This window comes from Moritella viscosa (assembly GCF_900120065.1).
In the GTDB taxonomy this organism is placed as follows: Bacteria; Pseudomonadota; Gammaproteobacteria; order Enterobacterales; family Moritellaceae; genus Moritella; species Moritella viscosa.
On record NZ_FPLG01000113.1, the window covers coordinates 30764 to 51824 of the forward strand.

Sequence of the window (21061 nt, forward strand, 5' to 3'; positions counted from 1 at the left end):
TTTACGGCACGTCAAAACCAGTGGCTGCATAATAACGAATTAACAAGTTATAACCGATACATTATCTGTTATAACTTGTTATTATCTATTTGCCTACTTATCTATCTAGTCAGAAACGATATTACTTAGTGTTAATGTCTGTGTTTACTTCAACATTATCAACAACATGGTTATCACCCAAGTCATGTGGTAATACTAAGTTAAGAATAATAGCCACGATACCGCATAGACTCACACCTTGAAGGCTGAAATCACCGATACCAAATGCCATACCACCAATACCGAATACTAATGTCACTGCAACAATGATTAAGTTACGAGACTTATGCAGATCAACACGATTAGTTATAAGCGTATTAAGACCTACGGTTGCGATTGTACCGAATAGTAAGATCATGATACCGCCCATTACTGGTACTGGGAAGGTTTGCAGTAACGCGCCTAGTTTACCAACAAAAGCCAACACAATTGCGATAACCGCTGCCCATGTCATGATGACAGGGTTGAATGCCTTGGTTAGTATCACTGCACCAGTTACTTCACTGTAAGTGGTGTTTGGTGGCGCACCAAACATAGAGGCCGCCATTGTCGCCATTCCGTCACCAGCAAGCGTACGATGTAGACCTGGCTTTTTAAGGTAGTCTTTACCTGTCGCATTCGAGATCGCGAGAATGTCGCCAACATGCTCAATCGCAGGGGCTAACGCAACCGGGATCATAAACAATATCGCATTGATGTTAAATTCTGGGTAAGTAAAGTTTGGCAGTGCTAACCAGCTTGCTTGACCAACTGGAGCAAAATCAATGATACCGTACGCAAGGCTTGCAATATAACCTGCGATTATACCCGTCATAATTGGAACTAGTTTAAGCAGACCTTTACCAAAAATGCTCACTATAATGGTGGTAAATAATGATATAGCAGCAATGATAATCGCAACGTCGTTATCAATTAACTGTATTGCACCATCACCGGTTTTACCCATCGCCATATTGACTGCAACAGGTGATAAACCAAGACCAATAACCATGATCACAGGGCCTACAACAACGGGAGGTAGTAGTTTATGGATAATTGCTACGCCACGGAATTTAATCACAGCTGACAATAATACATAAGTGAAACCCGCTGCCATCAAGCCACCCATGGTGCTCGCGATGCCCCAGGTTTGTACACCGAACATGATCGGGGCAATAAAGGCGAAAGAAGAAGCGAGAAAAACAGGAACAGAACGTTTAGTAATAACTTGAAACACTAAAGTACCGAGACCAGCACCGAAAAGCGCGACATTTGGATCCAAACCAGTAAGAAGTGGAACCAATACGAGGGCACCAAATGCGACGAATAGCATCTGTAGACCTTGCAAAATTTGCATTGTTTTATCTCCATTTTTAAATAAACGGCTGGACGGTAGCATAAAGTTTATACCATTGATATTAAAAATAGATAAAACCCCTAATTTTTAGGTAGTAGGTTAGTTTGGTAATCGTGATGTGGTAACTTGTCACGCTTGTTTAAAACCAAAATCATGGCATTATGTTAGTTCTTATCATTTGTTTAACGCTATCCTCTGTATATGCAGATAACAACCGGATTTAAAAGTTGGAATTCATGATCACCGACAGTCATATTATTGATACAGTATCAGCACATCATTTGTTTTCAGCCCTAACGGATGCTGAGTTTCAACAACTCTTTAGTACCGCAAAAACATGTAAAATCGAACCTCTAGAGAATGTATTTCATCAAGGAGATAAAGCCAGTCGATTTTATTTAGTGTTACGCGGTCACCTTAAACTTTACCGTACCAGTCCTAGTGGGCAAGAGAAGGTTGTCGAAGTTATGCGTAAAGGTAATACCTTTGCGGAAGCATTAATGTTTAATAACAAACCGTTTTATCCTGTGGCAGCGCAAGCTGTATCAGAAAGTGAACTGATTACATTTGATAATGAAACTTACTTAAAAATACTGAAAAGTAATCCTGAAGCGGGTATCGCAATTATGGCGAATATGAGTATCCGTTTACATCATGACCTTTATGAAATTGAAATGTTATCAGTCGAAAACGCTAAAAACCGTTTACTGTTATTCTTGATGCAAAATATTCAAGACAAAGACGGTAATGAAGGTGTGATTGAATTAGATATACCGAAACGAACACTTGCTTCATTATTATCGATCCAACCAGAAACGTTTTCTCGTCTACTCAAAAAACTGGCTAAAGAAGGCTTGATCGAAGAAAGAAGAGGGCATATTCGTATTGTGAATATTGATGCCTTGTATGCAGCTTCAGATATACCAATACAATCAGTGACGGGAACAAGTTGTGAGTAACACGGTTCAGGTGATTTCTTTTTCTCATTTGGCCTTTGCTTTCATTCCAGTATTAGTAGCGCTGGCAATCTTGTTGCAATGGCGATTACCGGTTAAAAATGGTTTGTATGCGTTATCGCGTATGCTGATTCAGTTGTTGTTAATTGGCTATTTCTTGTCGTATATTTTTGAGTCTCATAGCGCTGGCATTGTGGTTATCGTGCTTATAGTCATGGTTGTCGCCTCCAGCTGGATTGCCTTAGGTGCCGTGCCTGACCAGCGCTGGAAAATGTATAAATCTGCATTAATCGCAGTGACACTCGGTGGCGGCTTTACCTTGTTGATAATGAGCGAGGGAGTACTAGGGTTAGATCCTTGGTATGATCCCCAATATATGGTGCCACTGGCTGGAATGGCATTTGCGAATGCCATGAATAGTGTCAGTTTATCTGCAGAACGTTTACATGCCGAAATGATACGAGGTGAAGATTATCTTATCGCGCGTCGCATCGCGTTAAAAGCGTCGTTAATACCAATTACTAATGCACTATTCGCTGTTGGCTTAGTATCTTTACCTGGCATGATGACTGGGCAGATTTTATCCGGTGTATCACCATTCATTGCTGTGCGATACCAAATTATGATCATGTGTATGTTGTTTGGTTCATCGGTGATTTCTGCCGCATTTTTTTTATCGCTGATAAAGCCAGTAATGCCAATAAAACAGTGAGTTACAAAATAAAATAATTATAAAATGTCAAGATATATGTAATACTTATGGCCATTTCGATAAACTCGATTATAAAACAGAGGTTTCAATGAAAATGGTTAAAATTTGTTATGTATTTTCTATACTGCTCCTGAGTGTCGTTAATATGGCACATGCTACATCGTCGGTATGGAAAGTGAGTAATGGAGAAAACAGTTTATATTTAGGTGGAACAGTGCATGTTTTAACGCTTGATGATTATCCGTTACCAGCAGAGTTTGATCGTGCGTATGCGTTAGCTGATATCTTGATATTAGAAACGGATATGACTAAATTAGAAAGCCCTGAATTTCAGCAAGTCATGCTAACTCAGCTTAGATATCCAGAAGGGCAGGATTTAACGGAAGACTTAACGCCTGAGACGTATAAATTTTTAGCCACATACTGTGAATCACGTGGTATTGATATGCATATTATTAATGCGTTTAAACCGGGTATGGTTTCGGTAATATTAACCATGGCAGAGTTAGAACGCCTTAATCTGACAGGTCTTGGTGTTGATCAATATTACAGCAATAAAGCGGTTATAAATGCTAAAAAACTCGGTAAACTAGAAACAGTAGAACAACAGTTATCGTTTATTGCAGGTATTGGTAAAGGCAAGGAAGATGAACTAATTCGTTATAGTTTAGAAGATATAAAAACATTACCAACTTTTATGCATGAGATTAAAGCAGCTTGGCGTCATGGTAATCGTCAAGCACTTATGAATCTTGGAATTACCCCTTTACTTAAAGACTTTCCTGATATTTATCAGTCGTTAATCGTGGATCGTAATAATAATTGGTTACCACAAATCGAAGCAATGTTTGACAGTAAAGATACGGAGTTCGTACTTGTGGGCGCATTGCATTTAGTCGGAAAGGATGGATTATTACAACGATTAGAAGCAGCTGGATACAAAGTAACGCAACTTTAGGGCGTAGATAGATAAAATAGTGGCATTGGTATCATTTTGAAGTAGTTGGGTATAGATGGGTATTGAGAGTTAGGATATGATATTGCTATCTGAATCTATATTTTGAAATGAACCTATGCTGAATTTTTTTCGTTCTAAACCGCTAATTGATGATGCCAGTTGTGAGTGGATATTTGACACATTTTCGTGGGCGTTAACACATTTTGATCATCAAGAGTTTTTTCTACGTACTCGGTTAATCCAACCAACGAATGATTTTTTTCCCGGTAATATTGATAGTCGCCACGGTATGGCTGAAACTATCTTTAATCATGTGGTTAAATATGCCGGATTGAGTCATTGGCCACTACAGTTACAAGCGCCCCAGTTTTTTAATGGCCAACCTCCTGCATTACTTGATTTATCCGCAGTACAACGAGATTCTTCAGCTGCGAATACCTTACCTGTGTTAGTTGCAGCTCAGCCTTTAGCAATGACTTATAACCCACAGCAAGCTGCTAAACCGGGCGATCTAGCTTCGAGTTATGCGCATCATTTAGCCCAGCATGTAGTGGCACAATCACAACAACTTCCTTCTGGTGGGGCTGAGTATTTTAATGCGAGTACCGAAATTGTTGCTATTTTCATGGGGTTTGGCGTGATGATGGCTAATTCAGCTTATACTTTTAGAGGTGGATGTGGCAGTTGCTATAACGCACAAGCAAATCGACAGGCCACCCTATCAGAAGACAATGTCATCTTTGCTTTGGCGCTGTTTTGTCGATTAAAAGGTATTCCAACAGGGGACGCGACACGTAATTTGAAAGGTTATTTAAAACGAAATTTCAAGCAAGCGTTAAAACAAATTGATCGAGAACCTGCGCGTTTGCAACAGTTATTGGCATTAAAGTAATATCACTACATTATAAGTTATATAAACGAGGGGGCGAATGATCAAACTTGGGCAAGTTAAATATCGAACGCAAGTGAAGTCTATGTCGAAATGGAGCATGACTTGTGTCATTGCGGTGCTGCTAATCGCGTGTGTAAGCGATGGTCAATATGACAGCAACGACAGTGAAATTGCATTACCGGATAAAGCGGTCGAGTAAATTATACCGCTTGGCTCAAAACCTAATAGAAGGCTTGCTCCAGAGCCAACCCCCCAGTTTAAACGTAAGATGCTAGCCGCTAACGTTGGTCGTAACGACGGTTATACTTGCGGTATGGCATAATAAATTTCTACACGTCACTTTTTCTTAGCGATCCCTTATAGCAAAAGACCCTACTAATGATGTTAAGTAAGGCCTTCTATTGAACGAGTCAGTATTACTGACTATTCTGAATCTTGTTCTGTTTCTTCAACTTTCTTCGTTTCTTCTAAATCTTGTCCGCCGCAGCCACCACAACAACTCATAATAATATCCTCTTTAGTCGATTAACTTAGTGTTAAGTAAAATTACCTAGTCACTATAACCAAGTGTTTTTCTCAAGTAATTGACAAAAGTCATTTAGGCGAATAAATCGCTAGTTGAACCATACATTTTTAATCTACTTAACCTATTTAATTTATTTATAACTTATTGGTTATAATTATTAATTAGGTTAGGGTAGGACTTGTTTATTATTTAAGGGATTCGTAATGTCGCATTTTGTGATTAATTACTCCCTAGTTTTTCACACATAACCATGAATATTGCTGAGTTTGAAAAGCGACTTATTGTAATCGCAATACTATGTGATTTTGTCTCTTTAAACATGAATGAATAGGACTGTCAAAATGAAAACAATTGGGATGTTAGGTGGAATGAGCTGGGAATCTACAGCCAGTTATTACAAAGCCATTAACGAAGGGGTTAAATCAGAACTTGGTGGCCTTAATTCAGCAAAAATCTGTTTATATAGCGTCAACTTTGATGAAATTGAGAAGTTACAACATCAAGGTGATTGGGACAAAACTGCGCAGATACTAACGCAAGCGGCTAAATCTGTCGAGGCTGGTGGCGCAGACTTTATTATTATTTGTACCAATACCATGCACAAAGTTGTTCCCGACATTGAACGTGAAATAGCAATTCCTATTTTACATATTGCAGATGCGACTGCGAGTAAATTAGTTGCCGATGGTATTACGAAAGTCGGTCTACTGGGTACTCGCTTTACGATGGAACAGGACTTTTATAAAAGCCGTTTAGTGGACAATTTTGGAATTGACGTTGTTGTGCCAAATACCGACGAACAAACGATTATTCACGACGTTATATATGATGAGCTATGTCGAGGTATTATTCGCCAAGAGTCTAAAGTTCATTACATTAATATCATAAATAGCTTGTATGAGCAGGGTGCTGAAGCTGTCATTCTTGGTTGTACAGAGAGCGCATTGCTGGTCCAACAAGTCGATACGCATGTGCCTTTGTATGACACAACCGAAATCCACGCGGCGCAAGCGGTACAGCTCGCTTTAAGTGACCATATTTGTGCTTAATGGAGTGTGCGGTGTCGTATATAGACGATGTAGCTATAAATGGTGCTAATAATCTATTATGTAAGTTATTATGCAGGAAGTCTTTTATGTATACTTCGTATCATTAGTCGCGGGTTTTGGACATCACACGTGAATGAGGTTCTACCATGCGTAATTCGTGTGTTATCCATTACTATAATATCTCCCTCTCCCAGAGGAAAACAAAGATAATATTCACCTTCCGCATCATATAAGGATTTTAATTGTGTTACGGCTTGTTGCAAATTAACAACTCTTTCAAAGCCGAATTCCCAATCTGCACTTGCATCAAAAGCTAACCGAATAATTTCGCGTTCATAAACTGGATCGTAGCCAAAAACACAGTCCACACATTCCTCATCAATACCATCAAATGCTGAGCGCCGTCTTAATGCATTTTTGTCCTTCAAACTATTAGATAAGGTTGGATCTTTACTTTCTATATATTTAATAGCGCCGAAGCCGTTAAACAAAGTTGTTTCGCCACCTTGATTTGCTTTACGTAAACATAATAATAATGTCGTTTTAACTTCACCGAGTGGCGAAAAAGTACCATCAACATGCTGACCAAGCGATTTAGACTCTTCGAAAACAGGATGACTATAATCATCCTTTCTATCTAGGTTATAACCTATTGCAGCAACATTTTTTTCTGTCGTTTTATTCGGGAAGTATTTTTTATTATAATTAGATACGTACGGCTCATCCAATTGTAAGATTCTGGCTAATTCAACTAACTTATCTTGTTTCTCCAGGGTGTTGCCATCCACAACGACAAAACCCTGACGGTAAAAAAGTTCAGATAAAAGGGTAACATTGTTAGCGCTTACAGAGTCGGTGACGGCCTTTTTGAAACTTATCATCCTATATTTTATCCTTATTAATCAACGAATGCTGAAAGTGAAAAATTAACAAGGAAAAGGTGAGCGAAGTACCGTAGCCAGATTCACAGACTCAATATCCCAATAGTCTACCAACATATATTTGTGAACAAGAAGCATAAGAAAGTCGCTTCCCATTTTCTATAAAAATATCCGATAAATGGTTTAGCATTTAAAACAGAGTAACCAAAAGTATTAAGTCATGGGGTTAATTTGATTTACTTCACAAAACAACCCTAAGGAACTAATTTATAAGCATATAACATTAAACTAAGTTAATTTATTACTCAATACAAAGAGTAAAATTCAGTCTTATATACGAGCGAACTCTCACGTCAGAGATAAAACGCTATAAACAAACGGATTAAGAATTTACAATGAATAGGCCTACAAGACTAAAAACTTATCCTTAGTAACTCTCTGCTCACATATCTATATTTAGCACGTCATTATTTGCAATAATGTTGTGACTAAATTCAATGCTAAAACGAAGCTGGAATATATTGAACTGCACGAGAATAACCATCAATGTTCACTGGCCGTTTACCTTATTGCATTAAATTGGTAAGGTATTGTTAAAAAAGGAAATAATCAAATGGGTAATCTAAATACCATTGAACTTAAAGCGTTTGTTTCAGCAAAGGATTTCGGAATATCAAAGCAGTTCTATTTAGATTTAGGCTTTACAAAAGCATCTGATTCATCTGGTATCGCTTATTTTAACTACGGGAATTGTAGCTTCTTACTTCAAGACTTCTACGAGAAAGTATTTGCTGAAAACTTAATTATGCACCTACTGGTAGAGGATATTGCTTCTTGGCATAAAGCCGTAAAAAGTTCAGGCGTCGAAGTAAAATACGGCATCACGCTTTCTGAAATTAGTGAGCAGCCATGGGGGATGTTAGATTTCGTACTTTACGACCCAAGCGGTGTGCTATGGCGTTTTGGTCAAAATGTACAAGCTTAACAAGGCAAGCACAACGTTATGAGGCATATGGATATCAAGTTAGAATCAATATTAGAAGGTGAGTTTGAGTCGCTGTTTTTGGTGGTAAAGGAAGGCCTGTATTCTCATGTAGATTCGGTTTTTGGTTGGTGTGATGATTATCAGCGAAATCGTCTAATTGCAGATTATGAACCCAATTGGTTTTTCTGGGTTTACGCTGCATCAACGCGTGTTGGAATGTTGTGTTTCAAACCATACGATAATTCTTATCATGTCCACTTACTGATTGTTTTTCCTGAGTTTCAAAATCAGAAGCTAGGTGAGACGATAATGAATTATGTTCATAAAGTTGCACAAAATGAGCACAGAAATAGTATAACTTTATCAAGCTTTGTTCGGAATAATAAGGCTGTTAAGTTTTATAAAAGACTCGGATATAAAGTGGTTGAAAATGATGGAAACTTCCTATCTTTGTCGTTGACACTTAATAACAAACTGCCAAAAGGAATATAAATCAACATGGAAGTATTTGAAGCATCTGTTGAAGATGCGCCTGTAATTCTCGCAATTCAAAAAGAAGCATACATTTCAGAGGCTCAGCTGCATGATGACTTTGAAATTCCGCCTTTGACACAAACTTTAGCAGAGTTAGAGGCTGAGTTTGATAAGAGGCGAATCGTCAAAATTGTTATCGATGGCAAAATTGTCGCGAGTGGTCAGGCAACATTATTTAATTCAACCTGTCAAATTGGCCGCATGGCTGTAACACCTGAACTTAAAGGTAAGGGGATTGGTTCAACGTTACTTTCTGAATTGGAATTATCTTTTCGTGAAGTAAACCGAATTGAACTTTTTACAGGTATAAACAGCACCGCAAATTTGACTATGTACAGCCATAGAGGTTACAAACCGTTTAAGCAAAAAAAACTCGGTTGTACTACGGTAGTTTTTTTAGAAAAACTGTTGTAAATAGCTGACAAGAAATTAAAACTGACAATGTAGTTGTTGTTTTCACTCCGCTCAATAGTAAGGATCGTTATGAATGATTTAACTCAGTTGCCTGCAAGTTTACCAGTTCCTGTTGATGATGGGTTGTGTGATCATCTTTTAGGTATGCATTTACCTGATATTTCGTTGGTTTCAACTGAAGATGAATGGGTTCAATTAGCTAATTTGAAAGGCGTTGTTGTTTTCTATTGCTATCCGATGACAGGTAGGCCAGACATTGCTCATCCTGATGGCTGGGAAGATATTCCTGGCGCGAGAGGATGTACTCCTCAATCTTGTTCTTTCAGAGACCATTATAAGGAACTGAGCAAGTTAAATGTTTCGGTATATGGTGTTTCAGTCCAGTCGAGTGATTATCAGAAAGAAGCAAGAAACAGGCTACATCTCCCATATTCCTTACTCAGTGATTCTGACCAAAAACTCAAAAGTGCATTATGCTTACCTATTTTAACCGTTGCGAATATGTCATTGTTGAAACTGGTCACTTTTATAGTAAATAATGGCGTGATTGTTAAAGTTTTTTATCCCGTATTTCCGCCGGATAGAAATGCTGATGATGTGCTGGATTATTTAACGAATTCATTTTTATAACAAAGTAAAGTACATTACCTAATGATGCTATGGAGCATCAACAGAAACATATTGACGAGGTGGTCGGCAGAGTACTTTTATTTAATACTTCGCAAGCTGAGCACGGAGTTATATCCCATAAACATGAAAGGAATCAATTATGTCTGCATATGTAGTGTTCAACTATAAAATATTAGATCGTTCTAAAATCGATGAGTTGACTTAATTAGTCAAACCTATCAATGCAAAATATGAAGCAGAAGTTATTGTTGGTAGTCCAGTAAAAACCGTTGAAGGTAGTACTTTACCAGGTATGGTTATTTACAAATTTAAGAGTTTTGAGGCTGCCAAAGAGTGGTATTATTCCGAAGAACATCAAGCAGTTTCGGTATTTCGAAATAGTATCACGGAAGGCTGGGCTACAATCGTTCCAGGTGTGTCGGAAATAGATGATTTGGTGAATTCAGGGTACTTCGAAAGTCAGTCATAACAAAGCGTATTTTAGCCAAGTAATTTATTCATTCATATAAGGCGCCTGAAAAAATGGACTCGATTAGAAGTGTTGCGTGGTTACATGCTGAAAATAATAAGATTCTTTGTGTCAGAACAAAGGGTAAACATAAGTTCTATATCTCTGAAGGTAAATAGATCCGGGATAAATGTCGAAATGCAGTACTTTTTTGCTCAGTACAGAGGCTCTATTCCCGATAATTCAGAGATAGAAGAAATAAAATAGGTTGTTTTCCAAGTGACGCCTTATGACGTAGCTAAAAATGGCGTCCGTGGAAAAATCAGCTATTTTTGTTAGCCGTCTTCGTATAGAATCCGCCATATAATTTTACTGATTAACATTTTCTAAAATTGGGAAATTCAAAACAATAAAGTTAAACTAGCGACATTTTCTTATCCCTTTCTAAAATGACATAAAAAATGAATGATAAAACGATAGTAACGCACAATGGTAAGTTTCATGCAGATGATGTTTTTAGTATCGCTGCACTTAAAAACATTTTGCCTGCTTTTAAGCTAGTGCGCACACGTGATTTAGAGATAATCGGCGAAGCTGATATTGTGGTCGATGTAGGTGGTGAATATGATCCAGATACAGGGCGTTTTGACCATCACCAACGTGGTGGAGCAGGTGAGCGCGAAAATGGTATTCCTTATTCATCATTTGGTCTAATTTGGCAGAAGTACGGCCTAGAAATATGCCAAGGTAACCAAGAAATCGCAGATGCTGTGGATGCAGGTTTAGTGTCTACGATTGACGCGGTTGATTGTGGTCATGTTGAAGGTGTTGCTCAAGGTATTAGCCTTAGCCAAACTATTTCAATGTTTAACCCTACTTGGGAAGAAGACAGTGACTTGGATGCATGCTTTGATGAAGCGGTTGCTTTTGCGTTGCGCATTTTAACGCGATTCATTGCATCTGCGGCTGGTGGCATTAATGCGAAAGATATTGTTGCTAAAGCAATTGATAATGCCGACGATCCAAGAGTGATTGTATTAGCGCAATATACGCCGTGGAAAACAACGGTTCTAAATTTAGCGCCAGAAGCTTTATTTATGGTTTACCCATCTCAGTCTGGCAAATGGATAATTCAAGCTGTACCTGTTGAGCTCGGTTCATTCGAAGACAGAAAATCACTGCCTAAACCATGGGCTGGTTTGTCTGATAAAGCGTTTAAAGAAGTGACTGGTATTGATGATGTTATGTTTTGCCATAATGGTTTATTTATTGCGGGTGCAGAATCATTTGAAAGCACAATGAAAATGGCATCCATCGCTCTTCAAGCTTAGTGAAACTGCTACCAAATAAAAACCCCATGTGCATACTGTATTCACATGGGGTTTTGCAACACACTATTCAGTGTTTTTTAGCCATTGAGCTGTGTGAGTCTTTCTGTATTTTTTTGTTTAAACGATATCTCGGTTTTCGAGTTTGGCTTCTGCCATATCTTTAAAAAAAGCGCTAACGATGACAAATAACACCGCCGCTGAAATTACTGGCCATATTAAAATATAGAGAGATAGCATAATGTTGTGCTCCTAGTGTTTAATCATCAAAATGTTGAACGCGCTCATGGATCAGCGCAAAGTCAAATCGTTCATTGCTTGTGAGACTCACAGCAGTACAAATCATGGTACTTGCACCGTAAGCAACCAGAGAACCAAGCAACACAGTGTAGTCACGTAAGAAATCGTGGAAATAGAATGCGCATAACACACCTACAACGGAACCAGCGATAAGTGCAACGTTACGGTTTGTAAAGCCAAAGAACATTAAGCCAATTACTGTACCTCCACCAACAGCAGCAATTAATTCTAGGCTAGAAGCCCAAATGCCGATTAGTGCGATCCATTCAAAACGAACTAAGCAAAATAGAGTTAAACCACCAAGTACAGCACTTAAGAAAGCGCGGTTAGTCACTCTGTCCCAATAACAGCTAGCGATAACAGGGAAGACAAGTGTTCCCCATAATGCACCTACAAATACCAGCATGACTAGAATGTCGAATGAGAAACTAGCGAGAATTAAGCCAAGGGCTGTCGCGATAATCATAGTTATACGACCCAGTAGCAACATCTTTTTATTGTCGATTTTACCTTTTGCTAAGTTTTTAGCGTAGATATCAGTCATTACAATGGCAGAAAGTGCAGATAGATCTGAATCGGCTGTTGATGACAAAGAGCCAATAACTAAGATAAATAGCATACCTATAGCAACAGGTGGTAGGTAGGCTGAAGCAACTTGTGGAATCAAGTTGTTTAGGTCTCCATCATGAGGAGTCATTCCCATAAACAGTGCCATCATACCGAGCATACCCAAACCGATAACGATTGAACCGTAACCTAGCGTCGCAGTAATAAATGACGATTTAATGAGGTCTTTACGTACAGCAAAGAGTCGTTGGGCAATTGTCTGATTACCAATGCCGTAAGCAAGAACGGCTACAAAGAACGGTGCGCCTTGTTCTAAGATTGCTTTAGTCGAGAAAAAGTTGGCCTGTTCAGTTGTGATTATATTGAAGCCTTGTGAAAGTGCCTCTGAACCGCCCATGTTGAAATAAATCCAAGGGATTAGCACAATAGCCACTAGCATCATTGCCACAACTTGTGCGAAATCGGTTAAGATCGAAGCTCGAAAACCTGACCATAGCGTATAAGATAAAACGCCAATACCAGCTATTACGACGCCAACTTCGAAAGATAATGGTGTTAGTACTGATACCAATGCGCCCGCGGCAGTGAAGTTAACCATTAGGCTGATGACACTACCCACTAAGTTTGAAACGGCTAAGATAAGCTGACTTGAAGATCCGTGTCTTGCCTGCATTATTTCTGCTAAGGTACGTGCTCTAGGGGCAAGTTCACGGAAGCGTTGTCCGTAGGGATAGATAAACAATATCATTAAGGCTCCCCAAAATCCGTAGTGCAAAGAACCGGATATGCCATATTGGTAGCCTGAACTTGCTGCGCCGTAAAAAGATGCTGCCCAAATCCAGGTGGCCGTCATACTTGCTGCGGCTATGCCAAATCCTACTGCGCCATTGGCGACCATATAGCCATCGACACTACTCGATTTTTTTGAAGCTAAGGTTGAGAACAGAAAGGTAAGGCCGTAAAAGCCAACTAAGAGAATAAGGGTCGTACTTGTTGAGAATTGATAAAACACTGGGTCTAACATAGGTCTCCTTGGGGTTATAATTATGGCGAGAATTGAAATGCGCGGGATAAAAGCAATTGCATGTCCTATTTCTTGACTCTGCACGATAGCTATTCGCATGAACAAAGACTCGGCGGCTTACTTATACATCATACCCAATATAAAATCAAAGCTGTAAGCGGCCTCATAGGCTCTCTAACGAACTTTATTCATGGTTGATGCTCCATGATGAAGCTAACTTGGAACGTCAAACAAATGTCGAATAAAGCCACTTTCTGATGCGTAATGGTTGTCATCGTATTTACTAAAACAAAAATTCAAACAAAGACTATACACGTGTTTCTTAGGTATACGCCCTATCATTAATTACGATTAAATGGAATGGTATAGTCATTAAAAACAGCAGGTTAGAAGTAGTTGAAATAGTGGGTAACCTTCAAGGTTTAAGGGCGATACGCTACAGGTTTAGGTGGGTGAATTGGACAATTATAACGGTTTGAATGGCGTAATGGCGGGTTATTAAATGCACAATTAAATTTCATGTTTTCGTGTAAATGTCGCATTAAAGTAGGTGGATATGCTATCTGAAAATATATTTTAATATTTTATTTCATACCCCTGATATTTGTGGGTATTTTAGAATTGAATGATTGTTGTAGGGTTTAAGCTTGTTCCATTCGTAATACTTAATGGATGGTTTTATACCGTGTTATGAGTATTCTGGCCAAACAGTCAGGTTTATCTTGTACTGAAAATTAATATCAATATACTCAGGCTCATCATTAGTCTTGGGTATATAACTGACAAGATTAAAAAGTAATTTACAGGACGGTTCGTTTTATCAAATCGAGACGTCTACTATATAAATGTTAAGTGATGATTATTATGTTTAAAGCATTACTGGAAAAGCAGGTTGGAGAATAACTTACTATGTCTGATAGGTTACGAGTGAAAGAGGCCTCTGGTCTACTTATTTTCCTCAATACTCAGCTAAAAGGCTGGAGTCGAAAAAACATAAAACAGCGCCTGAAAACAGGCTGTGTACTGGTCAACGATCAGCAGATCATGAAGCATGACCATGAGCTTGAAGTTGGCGACAATGTAGAGGTTAGAGCAGCGGGAAAGAACACGCAACAGGGTGTTCGCCGCCTTGAAATTTTGTATTCGGACAATGATCTTGTTGTCATTAACAAACCTGCAGGCTTGTTGTCAGTGGCAGCAGCCAATGAAAACAAACAGCATGCGCTTGCTATTCTTCGCAAGCAACTCTCACATGCAAAAAATTCTGTTGCTTTATGGCCTGTTCATCGCCTCGACCGTGATACATCGGGTGTGTTGATGTTTGCAACGTCTCGTGAGATGCGTGAAGCTGTTAATGAGGGATGGTCAGAGGCCGAAAAAACCTATCTTGCCGTAGTTGAAGGTAGCCCTAAGTCAAGTAAAGGACGTATTGACCAGCCCTTGAGAATGGACCCAGAGAAGTATCAAATGATTGTTGGTCCACATTCGGAAGCCAAAAATGCCGTCACGCATTTTAAAACGCTGCGAACTGTAAAAGAACGGACACTGGTTGAAGTTAAACTCGAGACAGGTCGACAACATCAAATCCGTGCCCATATGGCCTGGTTAGGACATTCGGTGATTGGCGATCCTCGCTATGGCACTGATGGTCCGCGTATGGGACTACATGCATTAAGCCTTAGTATTACTCGACCAAAAACGGGTGAGCGACTGACTTTTGAAGCACCCGCTCCAGTTGAGTTTCTCGACCTGCTACGCTAACCAAAATCTTAATCGTGAATACAGTCTACTTTTCGTTGTAGACTGTTTATTCGTAGGATATTTCCCCAACGTTTTAATCTGGTGTATAGCTCTGTCATCAGTTCATTCCTCTCCTAGATCACTTACCTCGTCTTGCTTGTTAGCGAAACCTGACTTCATCACCTATCTTAGTATTAGCAATCTCTCATAACGGTAATGCAATTAAGGAGATAACTCATGTCTGTTTTAGATGCATTTGTTACCAAACTCTGGCAGCAGTACAGTGTTATTAGCCCACAAGCAGTCGAGATACATCAGCTGTTTGAAAGTCGCGGTGAAGAGTTAGTGAATGACCATGTTGCTTTTCGTACCTTCGCCGACTCGCATATCAGTATAGATATATTAGAAGATGAGATATTAGCACTTGGTTATCGGCACCTTGACTCATACCAGTTCGACGTTAAAAAGTTAGATGCGCGTTGTTATATTCATGACAAGTCACCGACCAAAATATTCATTAGTGAACTGCGCTGGCAGTCTTTATCCGACACTTCTCAGGCCATTATTCAAGACATTATCGAACAGGTAAAAGCGACATTAAAGTCCCCTTTACTTGAGCAATCGAGCTGGGGGCTTAGTCCATTATTAAGTGCAGGCAGATTGTGGTCGTTACCAAGCTATGCAGACTACCAAACCCTATTGGCTGAATCGGAATATGCCGCTTGGTTATCTGTCTGGGGGTTGCGTGCTAACCATTTCACTCTATTTGTAAATCAATTAAAAAGTTCCCCTGAATTGTCAGACGTTGTGGCGTTATTACAGCAAGAAGGTTATCAACTTAATGATGCTGGTGGGGTGATCAAAGGCACGCCATCCGATTTATTAATTCAAGCATCAACCATGGCTGATACTTGCACTGTTGATTTCAAAGATGCGGGCGAGCAAGTAATAAGCAGTTGTTATTACGAATTTGCGCAGCGCTTTAACCAAGAAACTGGCGGATTATACCAAGGGTTTGTACCAATGAGTGCAGATAAAATATTTGAATCGACTAATATGAAATCGATACTTAGCAGTGGCACCTCAGATGATAAAAGCTAGGCGTGAACAGCGTACTTATTTATTCGTAACCTTGCTTTATCAGAAAGGTGATTTCATCCGTAACGAGGTTGAATCAGTAAAAATGGAACACGGATAAGACTGTACTCATCTATCAATAAGAGCTCAGTCAAAGGGAGTTATAAATGGCAAAACGAATTGTTGTTTTAGGGCTTGGACGTATTGGCGGTGCAATTGCCCAAATCTTACATAGTCATGACGATTATGAGGTCACAGGGGCGGATATCACCCCGAATGCCGTGGCTCGTTTTAGTCATCAATTTCCCACTAAATTATTATCAGAAACATCCTCTGAAATGCGCGATTATAATGACATTCTTGCAGGGCAAGATGCGGTGATCTCAGCGTTAACATTCAATGATAACCCTTATGTTGCGGAGGCTGCCTTAGCTAATGGTTGTAGCTATTTTGATTTAACCGAAGATGTACGTTGTACACAAGCAATTAAAGAGATTGCATTAGCTGCAGCGCCGGGGCAGGTATTCATGCCTCAATGTGGTTTGGCACCGGGTTTTATTGGCATTTTGGGTTACAGCTTTCGGTATAGCTTTGACCGTCTAGATAGTCTGAAATTACGCGTAGGAGCCTTACCTGAATATCCATCCAATCAAATGATGTACAACCTGACGTGGTCAACAGAAGGATTAATTAACGAATATGCTAATCCCTGTGAATCAATCAAAAATCATATACCGACATTAACAGAACCACTAGAAGGCAGAGAAGTATTTTCTATATCAGGTGTTGAATATGAAGCATTTAATACCTCTGGAGGGCTGGCTAATCTTTGTTATTCCTTAGATGGTCAACTGCGAGAATTGACTTATAAAACGATCCGTTATCCAGGGCATTGTAAGTTGATGAAGTTCTTATTTCATGACTTACGGTTAGGGGAAGAAGGTAAGCGTCGAGACATGTTAATGGAGATATTTGAAAGCTCGGTCGCGACCACTATGCAAGATCTGGTGTTGATCTCTGTGGTAGCGACTGGTTATGTTGACGAAAGATTAAGGCAGTGTAGTCGTACTTTTCTGCTTAGACATACTGCTGAACAGAGCGCGATCCAAATATCGACAGCCAGCGCCACAGTGACCACGGTAGATTTAATTTTAAATAGTCGTGAACAAAGGCAGGGTTTCGTTGAACAAGAGACGTTAGACATTGAAGACTTTTTGGGCAATGAGTTTGCGAAAGCTTATCGAGACGCGGAATTAAGTATTTAACGGTAATGACGAGGAGAATCACATGCATGAGGCAATTTTGAAAACAGTACTTGGTCGTTTTTATGCTCACGATAAGTGCTACGGTAGCGCTTATCTTGGTGGTCAACGTTTTGATAGTGATAGCCGTGTGAAGGTCGTTAGCCCTAATGATGGTCAATCATTTGCTTCAATAAGTCACGCAGAACCCGATGTGATCAAACAGGTCATTAGCAGTGCTAAAACCGAATTTTATCATTGGCGTAGTGTGCCTGCTCCACAGCGTGGTGAATTAGTACGACTGTTTGCCGAAAAAGCGCGTGCAGCAAAGCATCAATTAGCCACCATGATTAGCCTTGAATCGGGTAAGCCATTTCAAGAAAGCCTAGGGGAAGTGCAAGAACTGATTGATGTGTGTGATTTCGCTGTTGGTCTATCGCGACAGCTTTATGGATTAACCATTGCGACCGAAAGACCTAATCATAGAATGATGGAGCAATGGCATCCTATTGGCCCTGTTGTGATCATTACTGCGTTTAATTTTCCCATGGCGGTATGGGCTTGGAATGCCACATTGAGTTTGATTTGTGGTAATAGCATTATTTGGAAACCATCAAGTCAAACGCCACTCAGCGCATTGGCTTGTCATCAATTATTATTGTCAGCCATTAAACAATTTGGGGGGAACAAGGAACTTAGCAGTATCGTGTTCGGTGAGAAAACTCAGGTTGAACAATTGGTCGATCATAAGGATGTTGCCTTGGTATCAGCGACAGGGTCATGTGCCATGGGGCGAGCGGTTAATTGCCGTGTCGCTGCGAGAATGGGGTGTACGCTACTAGAGCTTGGCGGTAATAATGCCATGATTGTGTGTCCTAGTGCCGATCTTGAGTTAGCTATTCGGGCAATCACGTTTTCAGCATTGGGTACGAGCGGCCAGCGCTGTACAACGTTGCGTAGGTTGATTGTGCATAGCAGCCTTAAACATCAAGTACTAACCAAGCTTGAAGCTATTTATAACACAGTGAGTATTGGCGACCCCTTTGATGAACAAAATTTAATGGGGCCCTTGATTAATCAGCAAGCCATTGATGTGATGAAAGCGAGTATAAGTACAGCCATTGAGCAAGGGGGGATACTCGTTACAGGTGGTTATGAACGACCTCATGTAATGAATAAAGATAAAAAAGAGTGTGGTTTTTATATTACGCCTGCCATTATTGATATTGAATCGACAGCTGAAATTGTTCAGCAAGAAACCTTTGCGCCCTTACTTTATGTGCACAGTTATGATTCACTTGAGCAAGCCATTGTAATACAAAACAGTGTATGTCAGGGCTTATCGTCCGCTATTTTCACTAAAGACATAGCTGAAGCCGAGATTTTTATGAGTGTAAGGGGTTCTGATTGTGGGCTTGTCAATGTCAATATAGGTACGTCCGGTGCGGAAATCGGTGGTGCGTTTGGCGGCGAAAAAGACACGGGTGGTGGTAGAGAAAGTGGTTCCGATGCATGGAGGAGTTACATGCGCCGCACTACAAATACTATTAATTACGGTAGTGAGTTACCCTTGGCACAAGGCATTAGTTTCGATATGCCAAAGGTAATTAGGCAATGAATTATACTAGACCAATCATTTTTTGTTTGCTCCTTGTTATAAATATATTCTATTTTCATTGACTAAAGAACCAAGTAATACAGGCAGTATTGAACAATTACATGATGGAAAATCGGTAACATACATCGCACTAGAATTAGGATATAGCACCCCGAGTGCTTTTATCGCAGCCTTTCGTAATATAATGGGTAAATCACCATTAGAATATATTACGGTTTAAGGTTTTACATGTTTTTAAATGCTGAGAATTCATTATTTTATGCGTTTATATATCAGATTAAATACGTAAATCCAAAGTGTGTTAAGTTATTGTTTTTACATGGTATGCTTGGGGTGGTACGGTTGTTTTATTTAGGCTGTATATAGAATTATATTTCTAATTTTCCAGCTGAAAGTTAAAAAGGGCTATGTATGAAGAACCCCAAAGCAGATGCGTGCTCATATTTGATAACCATGATTATTCAGAAACTTGAAGAGGATAATCAAGGGTTAATAAATAGCCTTATTGAAGGTGTTGAAGCTGACCGTGCTGCACTACCTAAAAGAGTTCAAAGTAGAACTCATGTTGAGGCTATTATTCGAGAAACGTTTAAGATATTAGATCGCGCTAAAGCGGGTGCTGAACATAAAAATGAAAACGATACATAATAGAAAATTTATAGATAGGGATGATGATATTTATCCTTCCGCTTTAATTGCACAAATGAGAATTATTCTTATAATAGATTATCTAAATTCTCTTATTCTCCTCGGTCATTTGCCAAAGGTATTGTGCGTACGATGCAAAAAGAAAACCAAAAACAAGTTAACCGTTTTACTCGCATCGGAAAGTTGTTGGATTTTATCAATGAAAACATAGACCAACCGTTATCAGTTGAGCTACTAGCGGATAAAAGTTGCTGGTCGCGTTGGCAATTACAGCGTGTATTTCATCTTGAAACGGGACTGAATCTTGCACAGTATGTGCGAGAGCTGAAGCTGAGTTTAGCGGCTGAGCAATTATTAGGCAGTAAAACTCGGATTGTTGATATCGCGTTGGCGTTAGGTTTTAGCTCTGAAGTTAGCTTTAGCCGTACGTTTAAAAATATGTTTTCGTATTCACCAATGGCGTATCGACGACGTGGTAAACGCCTTGGCTTGCGCACACCAATTAAACTCTGTTCAAGGGTATTAGATAGCTTTGATTTAGAGGCTCGATTATTACAAATTCGTATTGAAACCCGCCCAGAATTTACGCTTCACTGCAGATCTGGCATTATTTCAGGATTGTTTTCATTAACACCTAATTACCAACAGCAAGTCCCGCTAATTTGGTCTGAATTTGTTGAAAACTTGCCTGAAGCTGAAATGTTGTCCGTATTGAATGAAAGCTCATCACTGGCTGCGGATATAGAGTTGATTGGTGTTATCGGAGTGATTAAAGCCAATGATGATATAGATGCGATCCCTTATTGGGCGGGCAGTATCGCGGGTGCTTTACTCGGCAACACGTCACTAGATACTATAGATGTACCTGCACAAGAGTATGCCGTTATTCCATTTACAGGTCCGATTAAACAATTAGAACAAGTACTTGCTTGGTTATTTTCACATTGGATACCGGATTCAAATTATGACAGTGTTGATGGTTATGAATTGGAAGTCTATCCGGTAAATTATGACCCTGAAGATTCATCTTCTTATATGGAATACTGGCTACCAATCGAACCTCGTAGCTAAAATAATTTGAACTTTTTGATTATTGCACCAAATTGTTAATTTTTTCTCTAAATCTCTCTATACAATACAAACGATAATAATTATCAT

Annotated in this window: 23 protein-coding genes; 19 read left to right on the forward strand and 4 right to left on the reverse strand. The window is 39.4% G+C overall.

Going from position 1 to position 21061, the window contains the following annotated elements; genetic code table 11:
* Positions 1-121 precede the first annotated feature (121 nt).
* Positions 122-1375, reverse strand: a complete 1254-nt coding sequence (locus BT797_RS17980) for a uracil-xanthine permease family protein (protein WP_075473104.1) — start codon at positions 1373-1375, stop codon at positions 122-124.
* Positions 1376-1611: 236 nt separating this feature from the next.
* Here BT797_RS17980 and BT797_RS17985 point away from each other — a divergent pair, with 236 nt between their 5' ends.
* The 6 genes from BT797_RS17985 to BT797_RS18005 all read left to right on the forward strand — a co-directional run bounded on the left by BT797_RS17985 (position 1612) and on the right by BT797_RS18005 (position 6468).
* Positions 1612-2334, forward strand: coding sequence for a Crp/Fnr family transcriptional regulator (locus BT797_RS17985; RefSeq protein WP_075473079.1), 723 nt, complete (start codon positions 1612-1614; stop codon positions 2332-2334).
* Positions 2327-3043 (forward strand): ABC transporter permease, encoded by a 717-nt coding sequence (locus BT797_RS17990; RefSeq protein ID WP_045110686.1) that lies wholly within the window; start codon positions 2327-2329, stop codon positions 3041-3043. The genes BT797_RS17985 and BT797_RS17990 overlap by 8 nt, the downstream gene beginning before the upstream one ends.
* A gap of 88 nt (positions 3044-3131) precedes the next feature.
* The gene (locus BT797_RS17995; RefSeq protein WP_075473080.1) at positions 3132-4001 is read left to right on the forward strand and encodes a TraB/GumN family protein; all 870 of its coding nucleotides are present in this window, start codon (positions 3132-3134) and stop codon (positions 3999-4001) included.
* 115 nt (positions 4002-4116) lie between these two features.
* Positions 4117-4893 (forward strand): hypothetical protein, encoded by a 777-nt coding sequence (locus BT797_RS18000; protein WP_075473081.1) that lies wholly within the window; start codon positions 4117-4119, stop codon positions 4891-4893.
* Positions 4894-4930: 37 nt separating this feature from the next.
* Complete coding sequence (locus tag BT797_RS23890; RefSeq protein WP_170860787.1) at positions 4931-5092, forward strand: hypothetical protein; 162 nt, start codon at positions 4931-4933, stop codon at positions 5090-5092.
* Positions 5093-5760: 668 nt separating this feature from the next.
* Positions 5761-6468, forward strand: a complete 708-nt coding sequence (locus tag BT797_RS18005) for an aspartate/glutamate racemase family protein (protein ID WP_075473082.1) — start codon at positions 5761-5763, stop codon at positions 6466-6468.
* Between the two features lie 68 nt (positions 6469-6536).
* Here the strand turns inward: BT797_RS18005 and BT797_RS18010 are convergent, their stop codons facing one another.
* Positions 6537-7349: a TauD/TfdA family dioxygenase gene (locus tag BT797_RS18010; RefSeq protein WP_075473083.1), complete on the reverse strand. Its 813-nt coding sequence runs from the start codon at positions 7347-7349 to the stop codon at positions 6537-6539.
* Between the two features lie 613 nt (positions 7350-7962).
* Here BT797_RS18010 and BT797_RS18015 point away from each other — a divergent pair.
* From BT797_RS18015 to BT797_RS18040, 6 genes are all read left to right on the forward strand, one after another.
* On the forward strand, positions 7963-8334 hold the full coding sequence (locus tag BT797_RS18015) for a VOC family protein (RefSeq protein ID WP_075473084.1): 372 nt from the start codon (positions 7963-7965) through the stop codon (positions 8332-8334).
* Between the two features lie 27 nt (positions 8335-8361).
* On the forward strand, positions 8362-8826 hold the full coding sequence (locus BT797_RS18020; RefSeq protein ID WP_211705539.1) for a GNAT family N-acetyltransferase: 465 nt from the start codon (positions 8362-8364) through the stop codon (positions 8824-8826).
* Between the two features lie 6 nt (positions 8827-8832).
* Entirely contained in the window at positions 8833-9282 is a 450-nt protein-coding gene (locus BT797_RS18025) for a GNAT family N-acetyltransferase (RefSeq protein WP_075473086.1), read from the forward strand.
* Positions 9283-9351: 69 nt separating this feature from the next.
* On the forward strand, positions 9352-9912 hold the full coding sequence (locus BT797_RS18030) for a peroxiredoxin (protein WP_075473087.1): 561 nt from the start codon (positions 9352-9354) through the stop codon (positions 9910-9912).
* 217 nt (positions 9913-10129) lie between these two features.
* Positions 10130-10381, forward strand: coding sequence for a DUF1330 domain-containing protein (locus BT797_RS24720; RefSeq protein ID WP_082293733.1), 252 nt, complete (start codon positions 10130-10132; stop codon positions 10379-10381).
* A 440-nt stretch (positions 10382-10821) separates the two neighbouring features.
* A complete protein-coding gene (locus BT797_RS18040; protein ID WP_045110678.1) occupies positions 10822-11691 on the forward strand; it encodes an MYG1 family protein in 870 nt (289 codons plus the stop codon).
* 117 nt (positions 11692-11808) lie between these two features.
* Here BT797_RS18040 and BT797_RS24135 read toward each other — a convergent pair whose 3' ends face one another.
* Together BT797_RS24135 and BT797_RS18045 are read right to left on the reverse strand one after the other, a co-directional pair.
* Positions 11809-11928, reverse strand: a complete 120-nt coding sequence (locus BT797_RS24135) for a putative transporter small subunit (RefSeq protein WP_244534225.1) — start codon at positions 11926-11928, stop codon at positions 11809-11811.
* Between the two features lie 19 nt (positions 11929-11947).
* Positions 11948-13579 carry a sodium:solute symporter family protein gene (locus BT797_RS18045; protein WP_075473088.1) on the reverse strand — a complete coding sequence of 544 codons (1632 nt, stop codon included), beginning with the start codon at positions 13577-13579 and terminating at the stop codon, positions 11948-11950.
* Between the two features lie 909 nt (positions 13580-14488).
* On the opposite strand from BT797_RS18045, the gene BT797_RS18050 reads away from it, so the two are divergent.
* The 7 genes from BT797_RS18050 to BT797_RS18080 all read left to right on the forward strand — a co-directional run bounded on the left by BT797_RS18050 (position 14489) and on the right by BT797_RS18080 (position 20974).
* Complete coding sequence (locus BT797_RS18050) at positions 14489-15340, forward strand: RluA family pseudouridine synthase (protein WP_045110675.1); 852 nt, start codon at positions 14489-14491, stop codon at positions 15338-15340.
* Positions 15341-15556: 216 nt separating this feature from the next.
* Positions 15557-16420: a DUF1338 domain-containing protein gene (locus BT797_RS18055; RefSeq protein WP_075473089.1), complete on the forward strand. Its 864-nt coding sequence runs from the start codon at positions 15557-15559 to the stop codon at positions 16418-16420.
* Between the two features lie 143 nt (positions 16421-16563).
* Entirely contained in the window at positions 16564-17661 is a 1098-nt protein-coding gene (locus BT797_RS18060) for a saccharopine dehydrogenase family protein (protein ID WP_075473090.1), read from the forward strand.
* A 22-nt stretch (positions 17662-17683) separates the two neighbouring features.
* Positions 17684-19255 (forward strand): L-piperidine-6-carboxylate dehydrogenase, encoded by a 1572-nt coding sequence (gene amaB, locus BT797_RS18065; protein WP_075473091.1) that lies wholly within the window; start codon positions 17684-17686, stop codon positions 19253-19255.
* A gap of 58 nt (positions 19256-19313) precedes the next feature.
* On the forward strand, positions 19314-19475 hold the full coding sequence (locus BT797_RS24725) for a helix-turn-helix domain-containing protein (RefSeq protein WP_211705543.1): 162 nt from the start codon (positions 19314-19316) through the stop codon (positions 19473-19475).
* Positions 19476-19666: 191 nt separating this feature from the next.
* Entirely contained in the window at positions 19667-19903 is a 237-nt protein-coding gene (locus BT797_RS18075; RefSeq protein ID WP_045110669.1) for a hypothetical protein, read from the forward strand.
* A 132-nt stretch (positions 19904-20035) separates the two neighbouring features.
* On the forward strand, positions 20036-20974 hold the full coding sequence (locus BT797_RS18080; protein WP_075473093.1) for an AraC family transcriptional regulator: 939 nt from the start codon (positions 20036-20038) through the stop codon (positions 20972-20974).
* Positions 20975-21061: the final 87 nt, after the last annotated feature.

Coding starts and splice junctions, on each gene's coding strand:
- BT797_RS18005 (WP_075473082.1), top strand. CDS start 5,761: ATGAAAACAATTGGGATGTTAGGTGGAATGAGCTGGGAATCTACAGCC.
- BT797_RS23890 (WP_170860787.1), top strand. CDS start 4,931: ATGATCAAACTTGGGCAAGTTAAATATCGAACGCAAGTGAAGTCTATG.
- BT797_RS18040 (WP_045110678.1), top strand. CDS start 10,822: ATGAATGATAAAACGATAGTAACGCACAATGGTAAGTTTCATGCAGAT.
- BT797_RS18020 (WP_211705539.1), top strand. CDS start 8,362: ATGGATATCAAGTTAGAATCAATATTAGAAGGTGAGTTTGAGTCGCTG.
- BT797_RS18055 (WP_075473089.1), top strand. CDS start 15,557: ATGTCTGTTTTAGATGCATTTGTTACCAAACTCTGGCAGCAGTACAGT.
- BT797_RS18080 (WP_075473093.1), top strand. CDS start 20,036: ATGCAAAAAGAAAACCAAAAACAAGTTAACCGTTTTACTCGCATCGGA.
- BT797_RS18060 (WP_075473090.1), top strand. CDS start 16,564: ATGGCAAAACGAATTGTTGTTTTAGGGCTTGGACGTATTGGCGGTGCA.
- BT797_RS17995 (WP_075473080.1), top strand. CDS start 3,132: ATGAAAATGGTTAAAATTTGTTATGTATTTTCTATACTGCTCCTGAGT.
- BT797_RS17980 (WP_075473104.1), bottom strand. CDS start 1,375: ATGCAAATTTTGCAAGGTCTACAGATGCTATTCGTCGCATTTGGTGCC.
- BT797_RS17985 (WP_075473079.1), top strand. CDS start 1,612: ATGATCACCGACAGTCATATTATTGATACAGTATCAGCACATCATTTG.
- BT797_RS24135 (WP_244534225.1), bottom strand. CDS start 11,928: ATGCTATCTCTCTATATTTTAATATGGCCAGTAATTTCAGCGGCGGTG.
- BT797_RS18045 (WP_075473088.1), bottom strand. CDS start 13,579: ATGTTAGACCCAGTGTTTTATCAATTCTCAACAAGTACGACCCTTATT.
- BT797_RS18000 (WP_075473081.1), top strand. CDS start 4,117: ATGCTGAATTTTTTTCGTTCTAAACCGCTAATTGATGATGCCAGTTGT.
- BT797_RS18030 (WP_075473087.1), top strand. CDS start 9,352: ATGAATGATTTAACTCAGTTGCCTGCAAGTTTACCAGTTCCTGTTGAT.
- BT797_RS18015 (WP_075473084.1), top strand. CDS start 7,963: ATGGGTAATCTAAATACCATTGAACTTAAAGCGTTTGTTTCAGCAAAG.
- amaB (WP_075473091.1), top strand. CDS start 17,684: ATGCATGAGGCAATTTTGAAAACAGTACTTGGTCGTTTTTATGCTCAC.
- BT797_RS18075 (WP_045110669.1), top strand. CDS start 19,667: ATGAAGAACCCCAAAGCAGATGCGTGCTCATATTTGATAACCATGATT.
- BT797_RS18010 (WP_075473083.1), bottom strand. CDS start 7,349: ATGATAAGTTTCAAAAAGGCCGTCACCGACTCTGTAAGCGCTAACAAT.
- BT797_RS18050 (WP_045110675.1), top strand. CDS start 14,489: ATGTCTGATAGGTTACGAGTGAAAGAGGCCTCTGGTCTACTTATTTTC.
- BT797_RS18025 (WP_075473086.1), top strand. CDS start 8,833: ATGGAAGTATTTGAAGCATCTGTTGAAGATGCGCCTGTAATTCTCGCA.